General features: G+C 67.7%; 24 protein-coding genes, 1 tRNA gene and 2 pseudogenes. 14 read left to right on the top strand and 13 right to left on the bottom strand.

The window, feature by feature from the left end; all coding sequences use genetic code 11:
- A complete protein-coding gene (locus tag O159_RS04985; protein ID WP_021754656.1) occupies window positions 1-645 on the bottom strand; it encodes a DUF3710 domain-containing protein in 645 nt (214 codons plus the stop codon).
- Window positions 642-1,100, bottom strand: a complete 459-nt coding sequence (gene dut, locus O159_RS04980; protein ID WP_021754655.1) for a dUTP diphosphatase — start codon at window positions 1,098-1,100, stop codon at window positions 642-644. The genes O159_RS04985 and dut overlap by 4 nt, the downstream gene beginning before the upstream one ends.
- A 40-nt stretch (window positions 1,101-1,140) precedes the next feature.
- On the opposite strand from dut, the gene O159_RS04975 reads away from it, so the two are divergent.
- On the top strand, window positions 1,141-1,587 hold the full coding sequence (locus tag O159_RS04975; RefSeq protein ID WP_021754654.1) for a DUF3093 domain-containing protein: 447 nt from the start codon (window positions 1,141-1,143) through the stop codon (window positions 1,585-1,587).
- A 12-nt stretch (window positions 1,588-1,599) separates the two neighbouring features.
- Here the strand turns inward: O159_RS04975 and O159_RS04970 are convergent, their stop codons facing one another.
- On the bottom strand, window positions 1,600-1,893 hold the full coding sequence (locus O159_RS04970) for a DUF4193 domain-containing protein (RefSeq protein WP_043994038.1): 294 nt from the start codon (window positions 1,891-1,893) through the stop codon (window positions 1,600-1,602).
- 206 nt (window positions 1,894-2,099) lie between these two features.
- Between O159_RS04970 and sepH the strand changes: the two genes are divergently transcribed.
- Window positions 2,100-3,197 (top strand): septation protein SepH, encoded by a 1,098-nt coding sequence (gene sepH, locus O159_RS04965; protein WP_021754652.1) that lies wholly within the window; start codon window positions 2,100-2,102, stop codon window positions 3,195-3,197.
- A 14-nt stretch (window positions 3,198-3,211) separates the two neighbouring features.
- Here sepH and O159_RS04960 read toward each other — a convergent pair whose 3' ends face one another.
- Window positions 3,212-4,345, bottom strand: a complete 1,134-nt coding sequence (locus tag O159_RS04960) for an alkaline phosphatase family protein (protein WP_407929756.1) — start codon at window positions 4,343-4,345, stop codon at window positions 3,212-3,214.
- 58 nt (window positions 4,346-4,403) lie between these two features.
- On the opposite strand from O159_RS04960, the gene O159_RS04955 reads away from it, so the two are divergent.
- Window positions 4,404-6,875 (top strand): DNA gyrase/topoisomerase IV subunit A, encoded by a 2,472-nt coding sequence (locus O159_RS04955; protein WP_021754650.1) that lies wholly within the window; start codon window positions 4,404-4,406, stop codon window positions 6,873-6,875.
- A 389-nt stretch (window positions 6,876-7,264) separates the two neighbouring features.
- Here the strand turns inward: O159_RS04955 and O159_RS04950 are convergent, their stop codons facing one another.
- Window positions 7,265-9,349, bottom strand: a complete 2,085-nt coding sequence (locus O159_RS04950; RefSeq protein WP_021754649.1) for a DNA gyrase/topoisomerase IV subunit B — start codon at window positions 9,347-9,349, stop codon at window positions 7,265-7,267.
- 212 nt (window positions 9,350-9,561) lie between these two features.
- Between O159_RS04950 and O159_RS04945 the strand changes: the two genes are divergently transcribed.
- From O159_RS04945 to O159_RS04935, 3 genes are read left to right on the top strand one after another with little or no spacing between them, the layout of a single operon-like run.
- Window positions 9,562-9,798 carry a DUF7455 domain-containing protein gene (locus tag O159_RS04945; RefSeq protein WP_021754648.1) on the top strand — a complete coding sequence of 79 codons (237 nt, stop codon included), beginning with the start codon at window positions 9,562-9,564 and terminating at the stop codon, window positions 9,796-9,798.
- Window positions 9,799-9,833: 35 nt separating this feature from the next.
- Window positions 9,834-10,544, top strand: coding sequence for an alanine racemase (locus O159_RS04940; protein ID WP_043993529.1), 711 nt, complete (start codon window positions 9,834-9,836; stop codon window positions 10,542-10,544).
- Window positions 10,541-11,653 carry an alanine racemase gene (locus O159_RS04935; protein ID WP_021754646.1) on the top strand — a complete coding sequence of 371 codons (1,113 nt, stop codon included), beginning with the start codon at window positions 10,541-10,543 and terminating at the stop codon, window positions 11,651-11,653. Before O159_RS04940 ends, O159_RS04935 begins: the two co-directional genes overlap by 4 nt.
- A gap of 18 nt (window positions 11,654-11,671) precedes the next feature.
- Here O159_RS04935 and O159_RS04930 read toward each other — a convergent pair whose 3' ends face one another.
- Entirely contained in the window at window positions 11,672-12,049 is a 378-nt protein-coding gene (locus tag O159_RS04930; protein WP_043993528.1) for a YybH family protein, read from the bottom strand.
- Window positions 12,050-12,089: 40 nt separating this feature from the next.
- Between O159_RS04930 and O159_RS14950 the strand changes: the two genes are divergently transcribed.
- Window positions 12,090-12,242: a hypothetical protein gene (locus O159_RS14950; protein ID WP_236609547.1), complete on the top strand. Its 153-nt coding sequence runs from the start codon at window positions 12,090-12,092 to the stop codon at window positions 12,240-12,242.
- A gap of 126 nt (window positions 12,243-12,368) precedes the next feature.
- Window positions 12,369-13,451, top strand: a pseudogene (locus O159_RS04925) (IS481 family transposase).
- Here the strand turns inward: O159_RS04925 and O159_RS13845 are convergent.
- The 3 genes from O159_RS13845 to O159_RS14945 all read right to left on the bottom strand — a co-directional run bounded on the left by O159_RS13845 (window position 13,377) and on the right by O159_RS14945 (window position 14,901).
- Window positions 13,377-13,784 (bottom strand): type II toxin-antitoxin system VapC family toxin, encoded by a 408-nt coding sequence (locus tag O159_RS13845; RefSeq protein ID WP_081689814.1) that lies wholly within the window; start codon window positions 13,782-13,784, stop codon window positions 13,377-13,379. The pseudogene O159_RS04925 and the gene O159_RS13845 sit on opposite strands and share 75 nt — an antisense overlap.
- The gene (locus tag O159_RS13840) at window positions 13,771-14,028 is read right to left on the bottom strand and encodes a type II toxin-antitoxin system Phd/YefM family antitoxin (RefSeq protein WP_236609565.1); all 258 of its coding nucleotides are present in this window, start codon (window positions 14,026-14,028) and stop codon (window positions 13,771-13,773) included. Before O159_RS13840 ends, O159_RS13845 begins: the two co-directional genes overlap by 14 nt.
- Before the next feature lie 711 nt (window positions 14,029-14,739).
- Window positions 14,740-14,901 carry a hypothetical protein gene (locus O159_RS14945; protein ID WP_169725661.1) on the bottom strand — a complete coding sequence of 54 codons (162 nt, stop codon included), beginning with the start codon at window positions 14,899-14,901 and terminating at the stop codon, window positions 14,740-14,742.
- Between the two features lie 55 nt (window positions 14,902-14,956).
- Between O159_RS14945 and O159_RS16760 the strand changes: the two genes are divergently transcribed.
- From O159_RS16760 to O159_RS15635, 3 genes and pseudogenes are all read left to right on the top strand, one after another.
- Window positions 14,957-15,331 carry a transposase gene (locus O159_RS16760; protein WP_021754643.1) on the top strand — a complete coding sequence of 125 codons (375 nt, stop codon included), beginning with the start codon at window positions 14,957-14,959 and terminating at the stop codon, window positions 15,329-15,331.
- Entirely contained in the window at window positions 15,267-15,599 is a 333-nt protein-coding gene (locus O159_RS16500; RefSeq protein ID WP_407929755.1) for an IS3 family transposase, read from the top strand. The genes O159_RS16760 and O159_RS16500 overlap by 65 nt, the downstream gene beginning before the upstream one ends.
- Window positions 15,580-16,364, top strand: a pseudogene (locus O159_RS15635) (IS256 family transposase); the annotation flags it as partial. The gene O159_RS16500 and the pseudogene O159_RS15635, both read left to right, overlap by 20 nt.
- A 150-nt stretch (window positions 16,365-16,514) precedes the next feature.
- Here O159_RS15635 and O159_RS04905 read toward each other — a convergent pair.
- Window positions 16,515-17,717, bottom strand: coding sequence for a hypothetical protein (locus tag O159_RS04905; RefSeq protein ID WP_021754640.1), 1,203 nt, complete (start codon window positions 17,715-17,717; stop codon window positions 16,515-16,517).
- 1,001 nt (window positions 17,718-18,718) lie between these two features.
- On the opposite strand from O159_RS04905, the gene O159_RS04900 reads away from it, so the two are divergent.
- On the top strand, window positions 18,719-19,063 hold the full coding sequence (locus O159_RS04900; RefSeq protein ID WP_021754639.1) for a histone-like nucleoid-structuring protein Lsr2: 345 nt from the start codon (window positions 18,719-18,721) through the stop codon (window positions 19,061-19,063).
- 514 nt (window positions 19,064-19,577) lie between these two features.
- Here O159_RS04900 and O159_RS04895 read toward each other — a convergent pair.
- From O159_RS04895 to O159_RS04885, 3 genes are all read right to left on the bottom strand, one after another.
- Window positions 19,578-19,653 (bottom strand) — tRNA-His (locus O159_RS04895).
- Window positions 19,654-19,702: 49 nt separating this feature from the next.
- Complete coding sequence (gene orn / locus O159_RS04890) at window positions 19,703-20,326, bottom strand: oligoribonuclease (RefSeq protein WP_043993526.1); 624 nt, start codon at window positions 20,324-20,326, stop codon at window positions 19,703-19,705.
- Window positions 20,281-21,150 carry an SGNH/GDSL hydrolase family protein gene (locus O159_RS04885; RefSeq protein WP_021754637.1) on the bottom strand — a complete coding sequence of 290 codons (870 nt, stop codon included), beginning with the start codon at window positions 21,148-21,150 and terminating at the stop codon, window positions 20,281-20,283. The genes orn and O159_RS04885 overlap by 46 nt, the downstream gene beginning before the upstream one ends.
- A 121-nt stretch (window positions 21,151-21,271) precedes the next feature.
- Here O159_RS04885 and O159_RS04880 point away from each other — a divergent pair, with 121 nt between their 5' ends.
- Window positions 21,272-21,574 carry a thioredoxin family protein gene (locus O159_RS04880; RefSeq protein WP_021754636.1) on the top strand — a complete coding sequence of 101 codons (303 nt, stop codon included), beginning with the start codon at window positions 21,272-21,274 and terminating at the stop codon, window positions 21,572-21,574.
- Between the two features lie 807 nt (window positions 21,575-22,381).
- A complete protein-coding gene (locus O159_RS16495) occupies window positions 22,382-22,966 on the top strand; it encodes an aggregation-promoting factor C-terminal-like domain-containing protein (RefSeq protein WP_021754635.1) in 585 nt (194 codons plus the stop codon).
- Window positions 22,967-23,022 lie beyond the last annotated feature (56 nt).

Genomic DNA, 23,022 nt, shown 5'->3' with positions numbered 1-23,022 from the left:
TCAGAGGGTGGTGTAGCCGTTGTCCGCGGGGCCGGTGGGCGCCGCCGGCATGCGCAGCGGGATCAGATCGCGGGGAGGCATCGGCGTCGCGCCGCGGACGACGACGATACTGCGGAAGAGGTCTTCGACGAGCGCGGCCGCCTCCGGTTTCACGGCCGCGTCGCCCGCGATCACGCCGCGGAGGAACCAGCGGGGCCCGTCCACGCCGACGAAGCGCGCGACCCGGGTCTCTCCCCGGGCGCCCTGCGGGGCGGCGACGGGGATCTCCGCGACGATCTCCGGCCCGAACACGCCCTGACGCTCGCTCACGCGACCGCCCTGGCGCTGCACCTGATCGGTGATCTGCTCCCGGATCTCATGCCACAGACCGGTCGAACGGGGTGCCGCGAACGGCTGCACTTGCAACGTCGAGTTCGCGTAGTCGAGGCCGACCGCGACGACGCGCTGCGATTCCTCTTCGACCTCCAACCGGAGGTGCAAACCCTCCCGCGGCAGGATCTTCACCCCGCCCAGGTCGACATAGGGGCGGACCGGATTGGCTTCGCTCTCATCGAGCGGCCCCTCGGTCGCGCGGTCCGCGGGGGCGGACTTCTCCGCTTCGTCGGGCGTCGCCGGCTCGCCGGGGGTGTCGCTGCTGTCGGTCAAGCGTGTTCTCCTGCCTGGGTCACGGTGTAGCCGGACGAGCCGAAGCCGGCTGTGCCGCGATGGCTGTCCGGCAGAGTGTCGACGGGGACGAAGACGGCTCGGGTGACCGGCATGACGATCAGCTGGGCGATCCGGTCTCCGACGGCGATATCGTACGGCATCGACCTGTCGGTGTTCAGAACGGTCACCCTGATCTCGCCGCGGTATCCCGCGTCCACCGTTCCCGGCGCGTTGACGATCGTGAGGCCGTGCCGCATGGCCAGCCCGCTTCGCGGGACGACGAACGCGGCGTAGCCTTCCGGCAGGGCGATCGCGACCCCTGTCGCCACGGTGTGCCGTTCGCCGGGCTCCAGCGTGACCGCCTCCGCGGCGCACAGGTCGGCGCCGGCGTCGCCGGGGTGGGCGTAGACGGGGAGGCGCTCCGCGATGATCGGAATGTCGACGGTATCGGTCACGGTGTCGAGGGTAGTGCAGAAGTCTGATCGAATAGACGTTATGGACCTGTATCGAGAACGGCTCTGGGCGACCCCCTGGCTCTTCGTCTCCACCCTGCTGGTCGTCCCCGCGGTGATGCTCGTCTTCGCCCCGATCGACCTCACCATCGGCGTCGTGCTCGCCCTCGCCTTCTACGCGGCCATCGTCGCCGCGCTGCTGCTTTCCGCCCCGACTATCCGGGTCACGGAGACCGAGCTGGTCGCTGGGCGCGCCCGCCTTCCACTGGAATTCGCCGGCGCCCCCGAAGCGTTCGCCGGCGAGCAGGCGACGCTGGAGCGCGGGCGGCGGCTCGACGCGCGAGCCTGGCTGCTCATCCGCGGGTGGATCAAGCCGGTCGTGAAGGTGCCGCTGCTGGACGCGGACGACCCGACGCCCTACTGGCTCCTCTCGACAAGAAACCCGGACCGGCTGGTCCAGGTTCTCGAAGAGGCCCGCCAGGAGCCCTAGTCGTGCGGCCGCTCAGGCGGCGCACTCCACGCACATCGGCCCGAGCTTGGTTTCGTGATCGATCTGCGAACGGTGTTTCACCAGGAAGCAGCTCACGCAGGTGAACTCGTCGGCCTGAGGAGGCAGAACTACGACGTCCAGGTCGAGATCCGACAGGTCCGCACCGGGGAGTTCGTATCCGCCCGGGTTGTCCGCGTCCTCGACGTCGACGACTCCGGACATCTTGTCCGGAACTCGCTCCTTGAGAGCCTCGATCGACTCAGAGTCGTCCTCGGTCTTCCGCGGTGCGTCGTAATCCGTTGCCATGCCCATCCACTTCTCGTCTGTAACGGCCGATTCTCGCAATCGGCGGCGATAGTTTGCATCAATCAGCAAGGAATAGCAAAACCACCCAGGAAGCTGTCAGCGATTGCTCGGTGGACAACTTCCGGCACGCCCGGGGTATTCCCCCGGTAGCCCCCGTTCTCGTGGCATTCTGGCCGGGTAAGAATGCGAGCTCGGAAGGCATCCACATGCAGGATTTGAAGGTCATCGGGGTCGAGAACGGTGCGATCGTCGCCGTCGGCGACGACGGTGAGCGGTTCCGCATCACCGTCGACGACACCCTGCAATCCAAGATCCGCCAGGTGCGCCAGCGGACGTCTGCGGAATCGCCGAAACTCTCCCCCCGCGAAGTGCAGGCGCACATCCGCGCGGGACTGTCCGCGGAGGAGGTCGCCGCCGTCACCGGTGCGCCGCTCGACTACGTGCAGCGCTTCGAGGGGCCCATCGTCGCCGAGCGCGAGCACATCGTGGCGAACGCCCTCAGCGTCCCCGTCCGCACCTCGGCGGAGGTGGACCCGCTCGGCGACCAGGACACCTTCGGCTCCGTCATCCGCGAGCGCCTGGCCGCCCTCGGGGTCGTGGGCGAACGCTGGGCAGGCTGGAAGGACTCCGAGACGGGCTGGATCGTGAAGCTCGAGTTCACCGCGGACCAGATCGACCACGACGCCCGCTGGACCTACGACGCCCGGAAGCACTCTCTCGCTCCGCTGAACTCCGAGGCGACCACGCTGTCCCAGGCCGGCGAGCTGCGCACCGGGGCGCTCATCCCCCGTCTGCGCGCCGTGCTCCCGGACGAGGGCGAACCGGACACCTCCCGCTTCGACAGCGGGGCCTTCGCGTTCCCCGCGTCCGGCGTCGACCCCCTGAGCCCGGAGGTCGTCACGCCCACCGAGGCGCTCGACGCCCCGCACACCGGGCGCGCCAGCAACGCGATCGCCGTCTCGGCCATCAAACGCGCCGACGAGGCTCCGCGCGACCTCCACCAGACGGCGGACCTCCTGGAAGCCCTCCGCCGTCGCCGCGGCGAGCGCGAGGGAGCCAGCTACGACGACCCGCCCGAGCCGCAGCCATCGCTCCTGGACGATCCGATCCTCGGCCCGGCCCCGCTCCGCATCGCGGAGGAGACCGTCGCGCTGACGGACGGCACAGGGGATCGTCCGTCAGCCGAGACCGCGGAGACGCCCGAGTCGCAGACCGGGCCGGTCGGACGGAAGAAGGGGCGCGCCGCGATGCCGAGCTGGGACGAGATCGTCTTCGGCGCGCGGACAGACGACGACCTGGCCTGAGCCGCGCCGGACTCCTACCCCGCCGCTCCGAAGCGCAGCAGCGGCACCCGGGTCTCCTCAGCGGTGAGCGAGCCGTGCTGGCCGATCATGCTGCGGCCCGTCCTCGCGGAGTCGCGGGAGTCGTAATACGCGATCCTTTTGCGGGCGGCGACCAGAACCTCCCCGATCCGCAGCTCCACCTCGGGATGCACGACCGGTCCGAACCAGCCGGCCTCGATCGCCTCGGCGCGCGTGGCGACCCACGAGCGGCCGGCTTCGGCCTCGCGCCAGCGCGCGGCGACGGCGGCAGGGTCGGCGCCGGGCGCGAGGTAAAGGTGCAGCATCCGCGGCTCCCCCGCCACCTGGGCGACACCCGCGAGCAGCTCGGGCGCGGTGTCGTAGAGCACATGCCCGCTCACGGGGACGTCGACGATGCCATGATCGGCCGTCAGCAGCATCCCCTGTCCCGGCCCGAGCCGCCGCGCGAAGGCGCTCACGAGCGAGTCCAGCGTCTCCAGCTGCGCTGTCCACTCCGGTGACTCCCAGCCGCGCGCGTGCGCGACCTGATCGAGTTCGGCGACATAGAGATAGGTCAGGCCCGGCCCCGGGCGGTCCAGGATGGCGGAGGCCGCCTCGAACCGGTCGGCCATCGTCCGGCCGCCGACGAACGCGGCGCCGCGCAGGACGGCCGCGGTGAAACCCGACGCGGCGTAGCCGGGGAGCCCGATCGCCCATCCGCCGATCCCCTCGCCGGCCGCACGCTCGAAGACCGTGCGCGAACGCTGCCAGACCGCCGGGTCCATCCGGTCGTCCCAGCCGTGCAGCTGGTTGGTCAGCCGGCCCGCGCCGTCGCGGACGCGGTAGCCGACCATCCCGTGCTCCCCCGGCGTCGTCCCCGTCGTCAGCGTCGTGAGCGCGGCCGCCGTCGTCGTCGGGAAACCGGAGTCGATGGTGGTCGCCTTGCCGAGACCGGCGGCGAGGGTGCGGGCGTGGCCGGACCGGGCCCGGAGCGCCGCGGCGCCGAGCCCGTCCACCAGGACCACCACGATATGCTCCAGCCGCGGAAGGCCGAGGGCGTTCCGCTCGCCGCGCAGGGCCGCGAGGGAACTCGGCAGAACAGTGGCGAGGCTCGCGGTCGTGGTGAACGCGGCCGGTAGCATGGGGGGCATCCGGCCCAGTCTGGCATAGCGCCACGGGGCCGGTCCCGCCCTCCGCGAGAAACGACGCATGACACCATCAGACGACCAGGCCCCCGCCGCCGAGCGCATCGAAGACGTCGATGTCACGACCGAGATGCAGGGCTCGTTCCTCGAGTACGCGTACTCGGTGATCTACTCGCGGGCGCTCCCGGACGCCCGCGACGGGCTGAAGCCCGTGCAGCGCCGCATCCTGTACATGATGACCGAGATGGGTCTGCGGCCCGACCGCGGTCATGTGAAGTCGGCGCGTGTCACCGGCGAGGTCATGGGCAAACTGCACCCGCACGGCGACAGCGCGATCTACGACGCGCTGGTGAGGATGGCGCAGGACTTCACCCTCCGCGTCCCCCTGGTCGACGGCCACGGCAACTTCGGCTCGCTGGACGACGGTCCCGCCGCCGCGCGCTACACCGAAGCCCGCCTCGCCGCCGCCGCCCTCGCGCTGACCGGGGACCTGGACGAAGACGTGGTCGATTTCGTCCCCAACTACGACAACCAACTCATGCAGCCGGATGTGCTGCCCGCGGCCTTCCCGAACCTCCTCGTCAACGGCGCCAGCGGGATCGCGGTCGGAATGGCCACCAACATGGCACCGCACAACCTCGTGGAAGTCGTTGGAGCCGCCCGGCACCTGCTCAACAACCCGGACGCGACGCTGGACGACCTGATGGCCTACATCCCCGGCCCCGACCTCCCGAGCGGCGGCACCATCGCCGGCCTCTCCGGCGTCCGCGACGCCTACGCGACGGGACGGGGCAGCTTCCGGATGCGGGCCAAAGTCGGCGTCGAGCCGATCACCGCCCGCAAGAACGGCCTCGTCGTGACCGAGCTGCCCTATGGGGTCGGCCCGGAGCGCGTGATCGAGAAGATCAAAGACGGCGTCAATGCCAAGAAGCTGAACGGCATCTCGGACGTCACCGACCTCTCCGACCGCAAACACGGACTGCGCCTCATCATTGGCGTCAAGACCGGCTTCAGCCCGGAAGCGGTGCTGGAACAGCTCTACCGGCACACCCCGCTGGAGGAGGGCTTCTCGATCAACAGTGTCGCCCTCGTCGAGGGCGGGCCGCAGACGCTCGGCCTGCGGGAGCTCCTCAGCGTGTATCTCGGCCACCGCATCCGCGTGGTCACCCGCCGTTCGGAGTTCCGCCTCGCCCGGCGGAAAGAGCGCCTGCACCTGGTCGAAGGCCTCCTCGTCGCCATCCTGGACATCGACGAGGTCATCCAGGTGATCCGCACCTCGGACGACACCGATCAGGCCCGCAGCCGCCTCATGCAGGTTTTCGACCTCAGCACACTGCAGGCCGACTACATCCTCGAACTGCGCCTGCGCCGCCTCACCCGGTTCTCCCGCATCGAGCTGGAAGCCGAACGCGACCAGCTCCGGGCCGAGATCGCGGAGCTGGAAGCCCTGCTCGCCAGCCGCACCCTCATCAACGCGCTCGTCTCGGACGAGCTGGAGCAGGTCGCCGCGACGTTCGGGACACCGCGCCGCACACTGCTCACCGAGGCGAAGCCGTCGATCGCGAGCGCGTCGCGCGGCAAAGCGGCGACGGCACAGCTGGAGGTCGCGGACGTGCCCTGCCGGGTGTTCCTCTCGACCACCGGGCGCATCCTGCGGGTGGACGCCGGAGCGGAGCAAGACGCCGGACTCGACCGCATCCAGCCTCCGGTGCGCCGCAGCAAGCACGACGCCGTCCTCTCCCGCCTGGACACCACCAACCGCAGCGAGATCGGAGCGGTCACGAACCGGGGACGGCTCCTGCGCTTCTCCCCCGTCGACCTGCCGGCCGCCCCGCCGAACTCCATTCAGCTCGGCGCCGGGGTGAGAGTGGACGACTACCTGGCGCTCGCGGACAAAAAGGAACGCGTTCTCGCCCTCGTCTCCCTCGACTCCCCAAACCCGATCGCGCTCGGCACCCGTCAAGGCGTCGTGAAGCGCGTCGCGCCGGGCGACTGGGCCAGCAAACCCGAATTCGAGATCATCGGCCTGAAGGCTGGCGACGAAGTCGTCGGCGCCGTACACACCGAGGACACCGACGAGCTCGTCTTCGTCGCGAGCGACAGCCAGCTCCTCCGCTTCCCGGCGGCCTCGGTCCGGCCACAGGGCCGCGCCGCCGGCGGCATGGCCGGTATCGCTCTCGCGCCCGGCGCCCGCGTCATCTTCTTCGGCGCAATCAGCGCGACGGAGAAAGACACAGCCGTCGTCGTCACCGTCGCCGTCAGCGACCAGACCCTCCCCGGCTCCGACCCCGGCAGCGGCAAGGTCAGCGACTTCGCCGAGTTCCCGGCCAAGGGCCGCGCCACCGGAGGCGTCCGCTCGCAGCGCTTCCTCAAGGGCGAGACCGAGCTCGCGCTCGCCTGGACCGGCCCCGCCCCCGCCCTCGCGGTCGCCTCCGACGGAGCCGTCCGAGCCCTCCCCGAGAGCGGCGCACGCCGCGATGGCTCGGGCGCCCCCCTCGACACGGTCGTCGGCTCCCTCGGCCGCCAGATCTCCTGAGCCCCAGCCTCTTCTTTTCCCCCGTCCCCGGCACACCCCCACCCAGCCGAACATGCCCCCACCCAGCCGAAACGGAGGACATTCCACCCACATCCGGCCCAGATCTCCTCCCTTCCCTGCGTTTCCCCCTCTCACGCACCGAATCCCCTCCCTTTCCAACACGTGACCTCGCCATGCACCAAGGCCGAAACCCACCACCAGGCGACTCAGCGGCCGATGACGAAAAGGGAGGAGATCCGTCGGCGGGGGCAGCATCTGGCCGAAAAGGGAGGAGATCTTGGCCAGGCGGGCAGAGCTCTCCTCTCCTTACCGGGAAGGGTGGGCTTACCGGGAGAGGCGGGGTTCTCTCGGAGCTGGGTGGGGTGGGAAAGTGGGCGGGGACGGGGCGGTTACGCGTCGATGCGGGCGCGGCTCAGATCGTCGGCTCCGGCGATGATGAACTCTTTGCGCGGGGCGACATCGTTGCCCATGAGGAGCTCGAACACGCGGTTCGCCCCCTCGGCGTCGGGGACCCGCACCCGGCGGAGTGTGCGGTGCCCGCGATCCATCGTGGTGGTGGCCAGCTGGTCCGCATCCATCTCGCCGAGTCCCTTGTAGCGCTGAATAGGTTCCTGGTACTTCCTGCCGCGCTTCTTCAGGTCGCCCAGCACAGCCTGCAACTCCGCCTCTGAGTACGTGTAGACCGTCTCGTTCGGCTTCGAACCGGGGTTCACGACGACCACCCGGTGCAGCGGGGGAACCGCGGCGAACACGCGGCCCTCCTCGATCATGGGCCGCATGTAACGGAAGAACAGCGTCAGCAGCAAAGTTCGGATGTGGGCGCCGTCCACATCCGCGTCCGACATGATGATGACCTTGCCGTACCGTGCGGAAGCGATGTCGAAGGTCCGGCCGGAACCGGCGCCGATGACCTGGATGATGGCGGCGCACTCGGCGTTCGAGAGCATGTCCGAGACGGACGCTTTCTGCACGTTGAGGATCTTGCCGCGGATCGGCAGCAGGGCCTGGTATTCGCTGTCGCGCGCCCGCCGGGCGGTGCCGAGCGCCGAGTCGCCCTCGACGATGAACAACTCGCTGTTCGCCACATCGCTCGAACGGCAGTCCACGAGCTTCGCCGGCAGCGACGAGGTCTCCAGCGCGTTCTTGCGGCGTTGCGTCTCCTTGTGGGCGCGCGCCGAGATGCGCGACTTCATCTCCGCCACCACCTTGTCCAGCACGAGCGCCGACTGCGTCTTGTCGTCCCGTTTGGAGGAGCCGAACCGCTCGGAAAGAGACTTCTGGACGACGCCCGCGACGATCGCGCGGACAGCCGGCGTCCCGAGCACCTCCTTGGTCTGCCCCTCGAACTGCGGCTCGGGCAGGCGGACGGTCAGAACGGCGGTGAGACCGGCCATCACATCGTCCTTCTCGAGTTTGTCGGTGCCCGCCTTGAGCCGCCGGGCGTTCAGCTCCACCTGCTGACGGAGGAACTTGAGCAGCCCCTGGTCGAAGCCGGCCTGGTGGCTGCCGCCTTTGGGCGTGGCGATGATGTTCACGAACGAGCGCATCACCGTGTCGTAGCCGGTGCCCCAGCGCAGGGCGATGTCGACGTGACACTCCCGCTTCAGCTCGGTCGGGACCATCGCGCCGCTGTCGGAGAGGACCGGAACGGTCTCGGTGAAAGCGCCCTCGCCGGTGAGCCGCCAGGTCTCGGTGATCGGGCTGTCCGGCGCGAGGAAGTCCGCGAACTCGGAGAGGCCGCCGTCGTACTTGAAGGTCGTGCTGCCGCCCTCGGCACTGCGCTTGTCGTCGATCGCGATCGCGAGCCCGGGGACCAGGAACGCAGTCTGCCGTGCGCGGCCGATCAGATCGTCCACCGAGAACTCGGCGCCCTTCGTGAAGATCTGCCGGTCGGCCCAATAGCGGATGCGCGTCCCGGTCGCACCTTTCGCGACCCTACCCACGACCCGCAGCTCGCTTCCCGAGACGAACGGCGTGAAGGGCGCATCCGGCCCGGGAGCCGCCGCACCATCCTCGAAGACGCCCGGTTCGCCGCGGTGGAACGACATCGCCCAGGTCTTTCCGTCGCGGTCGACCTCGACGTCCAGCCGTTCCGACAGCGCGTTCACGACCGAAGCGCCGACGCCGTGCAGACCGCCAGAAGCCGCATAGGAGCCGGTGCCGAACTTGCCTCCCGCGTGCAGTTTCGTGAAGACGACTTCGACGCCGGTGAGACCCGTCTTGGGCTCCACATCCACCGGGATGCCGCGGGCCCTGTCGCGCACTTCGACGCTGCTGTCGGGATGCAGCACGACGTCGATCGACGAGCCGTGCCCGGCCAGCGCCTCATCGACCGAGTTGTCGATGATCTCCCAGAGGCAGTGCATGAGGCCGCGCGAATCGGTCGAGCCGATGTACATGCCGGGGCGCTTGCGTACTGCTTCCAGTCCCTCCAGGACCGAGAGATGCCTGGCCGAATAGTCCGAGCTCGCCACGAGCGCTCCTTGTAGTTCCGACGCGCCCCGCGGGAACGCGGACGCCGTGCATCCCCCAGCGTAAGCGCCGCAGGGGCTGCCGGGGCGACGACACCCGAGGCCCGCCGCGCTTCGCGTTGAGCGAAACTAGGAGCGAATCGAGCCTGTCTGGCGGATTCCCATGGTTCTATAGAGATACCGAGTCACACCGGCCCCGACGAAAGGAGCATCTCATGTCGACGATCACCTCGGAGAATGGTGCGGTTGACGAGATCGCACCGGGGCCACAGATCACGGCCGCCGACCGCTGCGACAGCTGCGGAGCGCAGGCGTACATCCGTGTCGAGGTCAAGAACGGCGAGCTCCTCTTCTGCGCCCACCACGGCAAGAAGCACCAGGAGAAGCTGTCCCAGATCGCGCACAGCTGGCACGACGAGACGGCGCGGCTCTTCGAAGAGCAGCGCGCCTGACACGGCCTGCGGGACCCGCACCGTTCCTTGCGACGATGACACCGGCCCCCGGCGTGCGCCGGCACGCGCACATCGATCTCGACGCCATCGTCGCCAACGCGATCTCCAGCGGGCGACCGCTCGCCAATTCCACCGCCGACCTCAGAGTCGACGCGTACGGCCACGGGCTCATTCCCGTGGCGCGTGTACTGTCGTCGGCCGGCACCGGCGGTTTTCTGGTTTCCCGCATCGAGGACGCTGCGACGCTGGCCGACGACGGTGTGTCGGGACGCGTCCTGGTCGATTCCCCCGCGGGCGACGCCGGCGCGCTGCTCGGACCGGAGCTGTTCGGTCTCGATCCGCAGCAGGCCTCCCGCCCCGCGCTGCGCCTGGTCGGGGAGATCGTCGCCGTCAAGCGGGTCGGCGCGCGCCGCGGGGTGTCCTACGGCTACACCTACCGCACCGAGCGCCCGAGCACCCTGGTCCTGGTGGCGCTCGGGTACGCGGACGGCCTCCTGCGCGTCGCCTCGAACAGGGGTCCCGTTCAGGTCGGAACCGTCCGGGGGCGCGTGAGCGGACGCATCGCGATGGATCAGTTCGTGGTCGACATCGGGGACGCCGACGCGCTCCCCGGCGACCCGGTCGTGGTCTTCGGCGACCCGGGCCGCGGCGAGCCCACCGTCCTCGACTGGGCGGACGCCCTGGGCGTCGCCGCCCCCGTGATCACCAGCCGGCTCGGCCGGCGCATCGAGAGGCGTTACGCATGACCATCGTGGACGCCATGGCCGAACCGCTCCCCCGCGCCGTCATCGACCTGGCCGCCCTCCGCCGCAATGTGGCGCAGCTCACCCGGCTGATCGCGCCCGCCGAGACCATGCTGGCGGTCAAGGCCGACGCTTACGGGCACGGCCTGCTGCCGATCGCGGAAGCCGGCGTGGAGGCGGGCGCCACCTCGCTCGCCGTCCTCGAGATCCCCGCCGGGCTGGTGCTGCGCCGGGCGGGGGTGACCGTTCCCCTGCTCGCCTGGCTGCACGGCGCCGGGACCGACTGGCGCGCGGGCATCGAGAACGACATCGACCTCGGCATCTCGAGCCTCTGGCAGCTGGACGCCATCGCGGCCGCCGCCGCGGACCGGCCCGCGATCGTCCACCTGAAAGTGGACACCGGGCTCAGCCGCAACGGCGCGACCCGCGAGGAGTGGCCGGCGCTGGTCGATGCCGCGCTGGCTCTGCAAGGGGCCGGTGTCGTCCGCGTCCGCGCCGCCTGGTCCCACCTGGCCGACACGTCGATCGCCGACGACGAGGCGGCGCTCGCGGAGTTCCTGGACGCAGTCGCCGAGGCCGAAGCCCGGGGCGCGCGATTCGAGATCCTGCACCTGGCCGCGAGCTCGGCCGGAATCCGCATGCCGGAGGCCCGCTTCGCCCTGGTGCGCTTCGGCATCGCCGCCTACGGCTTCTCCCCGTTCGACGACACGACCGGCGCGGAGCTCGGCCTGAAGCCGGTCATGCGCCTCGAGGCCCCGGTCACCGCCGCACACCTCGGCGGCAACGCACACGTCCGCGTCGGCATCGGCTTCGGCGACGGCGTCCCCACGCTCGGCCTCGCCCGGACCTCGGTCCAGCTGGGCGGGCGCCGCTGCCCCGTGATCGCCGTCGAAGCGGACTCGATGCTGGTGGATGCCGGAGACCAGCGCGTCGAACCGGGCGACACCGCCATCCTGTTCGGCCCGGGCGAGAGTGGCGAGGCCACCGCGGAGGAATACGCAGAGTGGGCCGGGACGATCGCCGACGAGATGGTCACCGGCGTCGCGGCGCGCGTCCCGCGGGTCTACGTGGACGGCGACGCCGAGTGGGGCCGCCTCCCCTCACACGGCTGAACAGGCCGCCCCCTGCTCTCACGCGGTGCCGAAGGCGTTGTCGATGACGAATCGCCAGCCGTGTCCGGGGTGGAGTCTCGCCACATCGGAGGCGCTTCCCGCCATGCTCACGCTCTCCCCGTCCGCGCGCGTGCCGTCGAGCCGCCAATCGGCGACGATGAGGCCGATCTCTCCGACGCGCGCCGTGTGCCGGACCGTCACTCGGACGGGAACGCCAAGGTCGATGAACTCCTGCAACGCACCGCGCAGGCCGCTGCCCGCGACGGGGCGGCCCGGCTCGGGGAGGAACACCGCGCCATGCTCGTAGAGTCGCAGCATCCCGTCCAGATCGCCGGCGTTGAAGCGCTCGGCCCAAGCAGGGTGGAGGGCGGCGAGATCGGTCACAGCGCTAGTCACGGTGTCGGCTCCTTGCGTGGTTCGGCCGAATCGCGCGCACTTGAGCCGCTACTGCGAGGTCGCGTTCGCGGTCGCGGCGATCGTGGCCGCCGAGCGCGGTCAGCCGGTCCAGGAGTCCGGCCGCTTCGCCGCACAGTTCCCGGTCAAACCGACGCCGCTGGCCGTGCTTGAACAGCTGGATGAGGACGGGTAGCGGTCGTCGCTAGGTTGTGCTGCTCAGGGACGTTGGTTGAGGTGTGACGCGATAGATGGGTGAGGACCTCCCGGTCGAGAGTGGGGCTGTCTAGTTTCCCTGCACTCGATGACTTAGGAGGTCCTCGTGACCCACGCTAATGCTGCTTTGACTCCTCGCGAATGCCTCCGCCTGGCCCGCCAAGTCGTCGACGACGGCTGGTCCGTTGCTGCGGCGGCGACCTACTTCCGAGTGTCCTGACGCACCGCGGACCGATGGGCTCGTCGTTACGTGGAGATGGGCGAGGCGGGAATGCTGGACCGTTCGTCACGGCCGCATCACAGCCCGAACAAGACCCCGCGAAGACTGGTCCGCAAGGTCGTGCATCTGCGGTGGAAGAAGCGGCTGGGACCAGTCGGTATCGGCGCCCAGCTCGGCATGCCCGCCTCGACCGTTCACACGGTCCTCTCCCGGTGCCGGATCAATCGGCCCAGCCACGTCGACGTCCGCACCGGCGAACCCGCCCGCCGCTACGAGCACGAGCATCCCGGATCGATGATCCACGTCGACATCAAGAAACTCGGCAACATCCCCGACGGTGGCGGCTGGCGCTACGTCGGACGTCTCCAGGGAGAGCGGAACAAGGCCATCACCGCGAAGCGGACCGGGAAACACGGGATCACCGGCGACATGATCACCGGCACAGCGTTCGTTCATACCGTCATCGACGATCACTCCCGTGTCGCTTACGCCGAGATCCACGACGACGAAACCGCCGCCACTGCAATCGCTGTTCTGCGTCGAGCGGTCGGCTGGTTCGCCAGCCGTGGCGTCACCGTCGAACAGGTGCTCTCCGACAACGGCTCCGCATACCGCTCATACGCCTGGCGCGACGCTTGCGCCGAGCTCAGCATCCAACCGAAACGCACCCGGCCCTACCATCCGCAGACGAACGGCAAGATCGAACGCTTCCACCGCACCCTCGCCGACGGCTGGGCATACGCCCGGCACTACAACTCCGAATCAGCCCGCCGCAACGCACTCCCGGCCTGGCTGCACTCCTACAATCACCACAGGCCCCACACCGCCATCGGCAGCCAGCCACCCATCAGCAGATTGACCAACGTCCCTGAGAAACACAGCGATCATGGCGCCCTATTCGGGTGCGACGGTCGTGAGTCCGTTCAGGTTCGCGGCCTCGGTGAGCCGATTGTCATAGCAGACGAATGAGTCGAGGTCGTCGCCAAGGGACAGAGCGGTTGCAAGATGGATGGCGTCCAGGCTGCGAACGCTCTCCGGGTCGAGAAGAGCGGCCCGGTCGCAGATATCGGTCGATACCGACACCGTTCCGCACGCACGCAGCAATGTGCGTGCTGTGGCGGCATGATACGCTGAGACCCGACGAACCGCTCGGAGCAGTTCGGTACGGGACAGATCGGATGTGACGATCCTCCGGGGCTCCGCGTGTAGCCACTCGAACAGTGCCGGCGACTCACCTTTTTCCACAACGAGTTTCGCCAACGCAGACGTGTCGAAATAGTGGATGGGCTTAGTAACGCTCATCGTCGCGGTCCTCTTCCAGAGCTTTCGACACACTCGGCTCCGAGGTCGGGTAAGTGATCGAGGCGATCGGCAAGACCGGATCGTGGGCGAGCCCGGATTCCACTAACCCAGCCCACGACGACTGAGGCAAAGGAGTCAAACGCGCAACGGGCCGACCTCGATCCGAGATAATGACCGTTTCACCAGCCGCCGCGTCCGCGACAACAGCTGAAGGGTTCTGTTTCAACTCTCGGATCCCCACCATGTACATGTTCTACATTGTAGCACTTAGGGGCTGGCACTCGGATTGCTCCGCCGCGAGTCAAGCTATGCAGCCCGAACAATCCAATTCGTGTTGCGGTTGCGCTGAGTTCCGAGGTTGTAGCACGTCGGACCCTTTCGCCCGCCATACCGTGCCCACGAGTAGCCGCCATCGGCTGAGATCAACGCCACCGCGTCGGAGACGGAAACCGATGCTGCGTTCTTCCTGATGGTCCACCCCTGCCCCGCCCCCGCGTAGGTGAAGGTATCCCTCTCCCACGCCTCACCGGCGCTGTAACCGCCGTACCATCGTGAAGATCCAGAGCAGTTCGGACTGTAGTAGATGCGGAACGCTGGTGAGGCAGCGTGTGCAGGGGCAGCGATCACACCCGAGCCAAGCAGAACACCGCCTGCGATGACCGCCGCAGAAGCCAGCTTCATCCACTTTTCCCGACCTGTCCTCGTCGACTTAGCGCGCATTACAAACCTCTCATGATGACAAACGGGATTGAAAATAACATATGCATTAACATTTTTCATGCTTTTTCCGGCGTTATCGGCAAGGGCCGCAGCACGCAGCGCTACCGGCCAGCCCCTCGGCCGTGCCGTGAGCCGTGGCGGTAGCCGCGTTGCGACTACCACACGATGCGGAACGCGTCACGGAGCCGGGGTTCGGGAACACCGTCGAGGATCGGCGGCCGTGGGGCGTGCTCTGTCATTGCTTCGCGTCACGCAGCTCTATGAGTGCATGGATCAGCTCGTCGATCGCCGCCACGACCCAGACCGTGTTCTGAATCTTGATCGCTGAGTAACCGTCGACGTCCTTCTCGACAGTGAAGCGATCGCCGTTCTGAATGCTGATGTAGTCCTCGTCCATGTCGGTTTGAATCGGCCTGAGTTTCGTTCCGTTCTTCAAGCAAAGATGGAACTCGATGAACAGGAAGTATTCGCCGGAGATGCCTAAGCGGGCGTTGCGGATGCTCGCGGAGACGCGGCTGGAGCACCCGACGATGATGGCCGCGATCCGGCACGTGGCCGGTCTGCTCGGTATGAGTCCGGAGACGCTACGACTCTGGCAGCGCCGTTACGAGGTCGACGCCGGTGCCAAGCCCGGCGTCACGACCGATGCGGCCACGCGGATCAAGGAGTTGGACACGGAGAACGCCGAGTTGCGGAAGGCGAACGAGATCCTCATGGCTGCGAGCGTGTTTTCGCGAAGGAGCCAGGCCGTTCCTGACCGAGATGATCCGGTTCATCGACGAGTACCGGGATCATTTTGGGGTCGAGCTCATCTGCGGTGTCCTTAGACCAGCAGTGCAGGGCTTCCTCACCGGCCGCGGCTATCGCGCCGCGGCCGGTCGTGCGCAGTCAGCTCGGCAGCTGAAGGATGAGCTGCTGATGCCGGAGGTCGTGAGGCTGCACGCGGAGAACTACGGTGTCTACGGGCGCCGGAAGATGCATGCTCTGATGCGTCGGCAAGGCTGGGACATCGGCCGCGACCATACCGAACGCCTCATGCGGCTCGCCGAGGTGCGCGGTGTCCGCAAATCCATAGGTCGCGGCGCACTTCGATGATGTCTATGGCGTGTCCGTGAGCAAGGACACGATCAGCCGGATCACCGACAAGGTCATCGAGGAGATGACCGAGTGACAGAATCGGCCCTTGGATCGGGTCTATCCCGTCGTGTTCATCGACGCTCTCGTGGTGAAGGTAGCGTGACGGGCAGGTGCGGAACAAGCCGTTCTATATCGCCGTCGGCGTGACGGTGAACGGGGAACAGGACATCCTCGGGATTTGGGCCGGCGGCGGTGAGGGCGCGAAGTTCTGGCTCGGTGTCTTGACGGAGAACAAGAACCGTGGTGCCGAGGATGTCTGCATCGTCGTTTGCGACGGGTTGAAGGGGTTGCCGGAAACGATCAATACGGTCTGGCCGCTCGCGACGGTGCAGACATGCATCATTCACCTGATCCGGGGCACGTTCCAGTTCGCGTTCCGCGCACTACTGGGAAGAGATGGGGAAGGATCTGCGCCCGGTCTATACCGCACCGGCTGAGGCAGCCGACACCGAGCGGTTCGAGGAGTCCGACGCGAAGTGGGGTGGGCAATATCCGGCGATCAGCAAGCTCTGGCGCAGCGCCTGGTCCGAGTTCGCGCCATTCCTGGACGGGGACATCGAGATCCGCCGGATCATCTGCTCGACGAACGCGATCGAGTCGCTCAACGCCCGCTACCAGCGGGCGGTTCGGGCCCGCGGACATTTCCCTAATGACACCACCGCGCTCAAGTGTCTCTACCTCGTGAGCCGCTCGCTTGACCCGACCGACCGGGGCAGGACAGGCTGAGCGACCAAGTGAAAACCGGCACTGAACGCGTTCGCGATCACCTTCGAAGGCTGCATCAAGTAATGACCACCGACCCAGAAACACCGTTCATCGGACAGACCTATCCAAGCCTGACCCCAACACCGCGGGTCCCTTAACTCACTTAACTCACTGTGCTTCGGTCCAGTTGATGAGGATTCCCGCCGTTTCCCCGTAGGAAGCGGCGGCTGTCAGGACGTTGGTCGCGATCGTGCTGTTGTCGTGGAAGAGTCTGCGGTCCGGGGTGAGGAAGACGGATCCCTCGCGGGGGGGGGTGGAGCCGGCAGGGACGTCGGGATAGCTCGCGTAGCCGCCACGGGGCCCGGTCCAGTATTGGTGGCCGCCGGTGGCATCGACGTAGGTGACCGGTCGGCCGCCGCCGTCGCTGGTCCAGTCGTAGATCATCGTCCCGTCCGCCGCGGTGACCCCGTCGGCGATCTTGGTCGCCTGGTAGTAGAGCTCACCGGAGGGCGTCAAGAAGAAGCCCCCGGCGACCGCGCTGGTCCCCTCGGGCACCGCTGCGTAGGTTACCCAGTTCCCGTTGCCTGGCCAGTAGGTCCAGCTCTTGTTGTCATGCACGTAGGTGACAAGGTTGCCGACCTGGCCATTGAACGTGCCGGCAGCCGAGGTCACCCGGCTGGAGACCAAAGAATTCTCGCGGTAGAGGTCGCCGTTCGGGGCGAGGAAGTAGTTGCCCTCGATGGGTTCGGAGTTCAGGGGAACATCCGACCATGTTCCCCAGCTGGCGTTTCCGGACGAGTCGACCCAGCAGTTCCTCGCCACTCCGTTCGTCGTGTAAGTCACGAGGTGTCCGCTGGAGAGGAAAGCGCCCACCGCTTTCTCGACATTGTTGTCGATGTTCCTGCCGTCGCTGAGGGACAGGTTGTTGTTCGGGTCGAGGAAGAAGTTGGCGCCAACAGCCTGTGAGCCCGCGGACACAGCGGGGAAGCTCGCGATGGCATCGTCGTTCCAGCGGGCCTTCGCGATCGAACTGGCGACCGCCGTCAGGGTGGCGGTGGCGGTGCCATCAGTCACGGTGATAGCACTGGTGCCGCCCCCGAGGGGGATGTTCACCCGGGGGACGCTGAGCGTTCCCGAGTCGCCCGTGCTGCCGAAATGGGTCGTGGCAGCACCATCGAACGTGTACCCGCCGGTCAAGGTGACGGTCAAAGAGAGCCCAGCGGCCGCGGTTGCGCCCCCTCGGGTCGCCAGCACCGTGATATCGGTGAATTCGTTGCCGCCGACGCCCCGGTAGGTCGACTGCCCGAAAGTGAGAGTCAGTTGACCCAGTGACGCCGCCATGGCGGGGGTAGCGACCGACAGCGCGATCACGGGAACGCTCCACGAGGCGCCGGCGACAACCGTTCGCCGGCGGATCGTGGAGACGCTCGTGGAAGCGAGGGTCTTCGAGTTGCTTTCGGCGGGCTTAGATGGTGACGTATGCAAAGACGGTGTCTCTTCTCGGGTGGGTTTCACGTTTCATGTCTGAAATCGCCGCGTCGCGGGTGTCTCGCTTCCCACGTGGCGAAGTTTTCTATTGAAGTTTAACATACTATAAAGCTCTGAACTCATGGGCGTCCGCCCCGGCTCTTGTCGACGCTCAGGGTTTTGGAGTGCTCGGGAACGCGGCCGACCGGTTCGGTATCCCCCTGGAATATCCGGTCTGGCCGAACCCGAACCTGGCATCGTCGGGAACCAGCCGGTGGATGTTCGAGGGGAACAGAGCCGAACCTGGACCCCGACAGGAGGAGCGGAACGCTCCACCGGTTCCCACCGTGCAGGGGACTTCCCTCAGCATCGTGTGCCCGAAGAGGCAGCACAGCGGAGATCGCTCTGTTGATCCTTCAGGCCCGCGTCGCGATGGAGCCGCCGTGCCCGGCGCCCACGCTGCCAGTCTCGACCCCCGGCTGTGGGACGCGGGGACCCGGGTGTTCCGGCGCCCTCCGCCCCAGCCGAGAAGCCAGAGTGCGTGAACACCGAATCGCGGGCCACAATGCCCCGCATAAGAGCAGGCAGAACGCTGCGCTCCGTCCGCTCCGATGAACGAGAAATCAGCAGAAACATGATTCATCGTGTTCTCGAAAGGACAACGTCGCGGTTCGACGGCATACATGTGACGACGACCGCATCGCAGAGATTCATCGTCTCCATGAATCATGGTTTTCCACCCGAGAGGAGCAGCCGAGCTTGGCCTTGACGACATTAGCCCCGATTCGCTTCGTCCACCGTCACCGCCGTGAAATGCGCGACAATCACGAACGAAAGCAGATTGCACAGCGTTCCTTTTTCGCTACACTATGAAACGTAACTGACAATCGAAACGAGGAATCCCTATGGCTCAGAAAGTCATTTATCAGCTTGTCGACGATCTGGACGGCACCGAACTTGGCGACAGCGGCGGCGAGACGGTGACGTTTGGGCTGGACGATGTGAGCTACGAAATCGACCTGTCGGCGGCGAACGCGTCGGCGCTGCGCGAGGCGCTGGCCGCCTATGTCGCGGCCGCTCGTCCCCAGCCTCGTACACGGCGGGGCGCCTCGTCGACAGCCAGCGCAAAGCCCTCGCGTCGCGATCTGGCGGCGATTCGAGCATGGGCACGTGAGCAAGGCACCCAGATGCCGGATCGTGGCCGGATTCCGGTTGCCATTCTGTCAGCCTACGAGGCCGCTCACGCTTGAGAGGACTCTGGCTCAAGCCGGCGATCGATTTCTTCCGACAATTCCTGTGGAGCGGTTGAATCCGTCACTGCTTCACGATCTGCGATCGAGAAAAAGGCTGTGTCGCACTCGCCCGATATGTGTACGCACAGCGGTCGAGAAGGCCGAGGGCACCGATGTCGGCCGAGAAAAGGACCGATCGCTTCCGGCAAGCGTCACGCTCTCCCGATCCGACGCCCCGGGAAGCAATCGCGCCAAACGTCTCCGAGTCATCAGGGGCGGATGGCACCGACGCACATGCGGCGATGAAAGATACTTTTCGGATCGCTCGACGCACGGGTCTCCGTCCGCGCCCCAATCGAGCGCGAGCTTTTGCCGCTAATCGACTTCTTGGCGTCCCGTTCAAACACGCGAGCTGTGAATCGGAGTGCGTCACTATATATACGCAAAACGGCTGGTCGGCCATCACGCACAGTGATGGCCGACCAGCCGTTCGCGGCTCGTTCTGACGTCAGTTCAGACGACGACCACCACATGGGGTGAGTAACGGGGCTTGAACCCGCGACCTCCTGGACCACAACCAGGCGCTCTACCAGCTGAGCTATACCCACCATGTCTCTCGAACGGTTCTTCCGTTCCGTTCGGAGCAACCCAACGAGTCTAGCCCATTCGGGCGGTCCATTTTTCCACGATGGTCGCGGAGGCCGTCTGTGTCTCCTCCGTCGTTGGCCCGGGCTCCGCGACGAAGGCCGCTCTGCGGTAGTAGTCGAGCTCGCGGACCGACTCGAGGATATCGGCGAGGGCGCGGTGGCCGCCGTTCTTCTCGGGTGCGTTGAAGTAGACACGGGGGAACCAGCGGCGAGCCAGCTCCTTGATCGAGGAGACATCGACGTTGCGGTAGTGGAGATGCGTGTCCAGGCGCGGCATGTGCTTGGCGAGGAACATCCGGTCGGTGCCGATGGTGTTCCCGGCGAGCGGGGCCGTGCGGGCAGCCGGTGCGAACCTCAGGACGTACTCGAGCACCTCGTACTCCGCTTCCGCGAGACTGACACCGCCAGGGATCTCCTCCATGAGACCCGACGCGGTGTGCATCTCGCGGACGAAGTCGTTCATAGTGGCCAGTGCGGAGGCATCCGGCTTGATGACGATACTCAGCCCCGGGTCGAGGACGTTCAAGTCGAAATCGGTGATGACCACTGCGATCTCGACCAGTTCGTCGACCGCCGGGTCGAGACCGGTCATCTCGCAGTCGATCCAGACGAGTCGATCCGAGGAGGTTGCCATACAGGCAAGTCTAGTGCGGGCCCCCGACGGCCCGTGGCGGCGATCCGAGGCCGCGGGCTCCGCGGCAGGAGGGCGCCCGCCGGCAGCGGTTCCGGCCATTTGGGCCCCATCCCGTCGCCCAGCGAGACACGGCGCACTCGCCGGACCGCCCACGGGAGCGCGTAGACGCGCAGCCAGATGCGGAACGGCACAGCGGCGGGCTCGGGCTCGAACGACCCGGCCCCGTCGGTGGCCGCGCTCTCCGCCGCGGGTATCCCCAGCGTCTGCGCCGCCCGGCTCGCGAGGAGCCGGTGCCCGCGGGCGCTCAAGTGCATGCGGTCGGCGGCCCACATCCCGGGGTCCCGGAACTCGCGCACACCCCAGATGTCGAGCACCTGCGCGCGGTGGTCGCGCGCGATGCTCCAGATGTTTGCGCTGAACACCGCGGCCCGACCGCGGAACGGCTTGAAGAAGAAGGCGAACTGCGGGTCGAAGAGGTTCGCCAGCAGCACCGTCGCCCCGGTCGCACGAAGCCGGCCCACCCCGTCGGAGAGTCTCGCGGCCAGGGCGTCGGGGTCGGCGGCCGGGCTCATCAGGTCGTTGCCCCCGATCAGCACGGAGACGAGGTCGGGACACAGCCGCACGGCCTCGGGGATCTGTTCGTCGACCACGTCTCCGATGCGCCGGCCACGCACCGCGAGGTTGGCGAACTCGACCGTGCCGCCGGAGAGGCGCGCATCGCCGTCGAGGATGCCGGCCAGGCGATCCGCCCAGCCCAGCCAGGTCCCCGTCCGGCCTGGCGCCGCGTCGCACAGCCCCTCGGTGATCGAGTCCCCGGGCAACATACCGGGTGAAAGCGGTTCGGCTCACAAGACGATTGTCGGTCGCCCGGGTGCCGATCGGGCGGCGTGCGGGGGCGCTTCCCCCACCGGTCGCCGGAAATTCGCCGGACGTACACTGGACCGTGTGGATGCGACACCGGCCGTTGGCCCTCCCGTCACCGCGGGTGTGGCTCTCATTCTGTACACCTCGGCGTTCTGCCAGCCCTGCACGCAGACGCGCGCTGTCCTCGCGGAGGCCGCACGCATCGCCCCGCGGCTGTCGGTGACAGAGCGGGATGTCGCTCGCTCGATGGAGCTCGCCGAGGCTGACGGCATCCGCTCGACGCCGACCGTGATCGTGAGCGCGGCCGATGGCACGGAAGTGTTCCGCGCCGAGGGCGTCCCGACGCTGCAGCAGGTGCTGGCGGCGGCGGCGAGGGCGGTCTGAGGCGCGCCCGGCGAGGTTCCTCCGCCGTTCGCGCGAGAAAAACAGAGCCCTCTCGGCGTTTCGCCGCTGTCTTTCGAAGAGGCCGGCATCTGCGCTGACAGGACCGCGGACCACGCCAGCCTGAGATCCGATCCCCTCCGCCTCCGGACCGAAGCGGATTCCTCACCCGTTCCGAGCAGGGCTCCTGAGCGTTCTCTCACTTCGCTTAGGGCTTCTCCGGCACCGTGGCCCCGTTCGCCACGACGGCCTGAGCGATCGCTGAAACGGAGTGCGCGGGCCGGTGGATTCGCCGATGCGCACACGGCCTTCTCCGCGTTCGTGCCTGTTCTGTCCAGAGTGAGCGCCTAAGGTCGTCAGCCGACGGCAGAGATCGCCGTCCGTGCTGCGCCACGCCGCCTCTCCCCACCCCAACCACCCCGGGAGAGCGACGCCCGGAACCCTCGGTGCAGCACACCCGCGCCGCATGCCGCGCCTCGGACGGACCCCGTCAGCCGGGGCTTCCGCGCGTGCCGGTGCGGTGCCAGCCCGTCAGCGAGCGCTCCCGCGGGAGCGCTCATCGCCGTGCCGCGCCCCGAACGGGCGTGTACCGGCGGGCGGGGAAGCCCGACCCAGGAAGCCTATGCTCAGCAGTCTCCGTTCCACCCTCCGCAAAACCAACACCCCTCTCGCCACAGTCGTCTCCGGAACCGTGGCTGTCCTCCTCTCCACGAGTCTGATCGCCCTGGCGATCGCACAGCGGCAGGCGAGCGAACGAGCCACCCGCGCGAACTCTCCGACTCGACCGGGCTGCACCACGAGCAGCTCTCGGTGTACAAGGACATCTGGCGCGACCGGCTCGAAACCGAAGCCAAGAATGCCCTCACGGACGCCGAGCAGACTGTGCGGGCGAACGCCGCGAAGGCGGATGCGAGCGCGGCGAAGATGACGATCGCCAGCCTCAGCGGCTACACGAAGCTGGACGACTCCCAGCTGCGCGTCAGCATCGACAGGACCAACGCAGCCAGCGCCGCACTCGCCGCCGCGGGCGCAGAGACCGACCGGCTCGCGGCTGCGGCCGCCGCGGCAGCCGCAGCCGCCGCGAACACACCGGAGGGTGCGAAGACCACGGCCCGCCGTCTCGCCGCCAGCGCCTACGGCTGGGGCGATGTCCAGTTCCAGTGTCTCAGCGATCTGTGGCAGAAGGAGTCCGGCTGGAACTACAGAGCGGCCAACGGATCGAGCGGTGCCACCGGCATCCCGCAGGCCCTCCCGGGCAGCAAGATGGCGGCCTTCGGCTCCGACTGGGCCGACAACGCCACCACTCAGATCGAGTGGGGTCTGCACTACATCAAACGGAGCTACGGCACGCCGTGCTCGGCATGGGGTCACTCGCAGTCGGTCGGCTGGTATTGAGCGCTGGCGCTGACCGGCCGAACAAAGCGCTGACACGGGGCCGGTAGACTCACGCG

The organism is Leifsonia xyli subsp. cynodontis DSM 46306 (genome assembly GCF_000470775.1).
Taxonomy (GTDB): Bacteria; Actinomycetota; Actinomycetes; order Actinomycetales; family Microbacteriaceae; genus Leifsonia; species Leifsonia cynodontis.
This window is presented reverse-complemented; position numbering and strand designations above follow the sequence as displayed.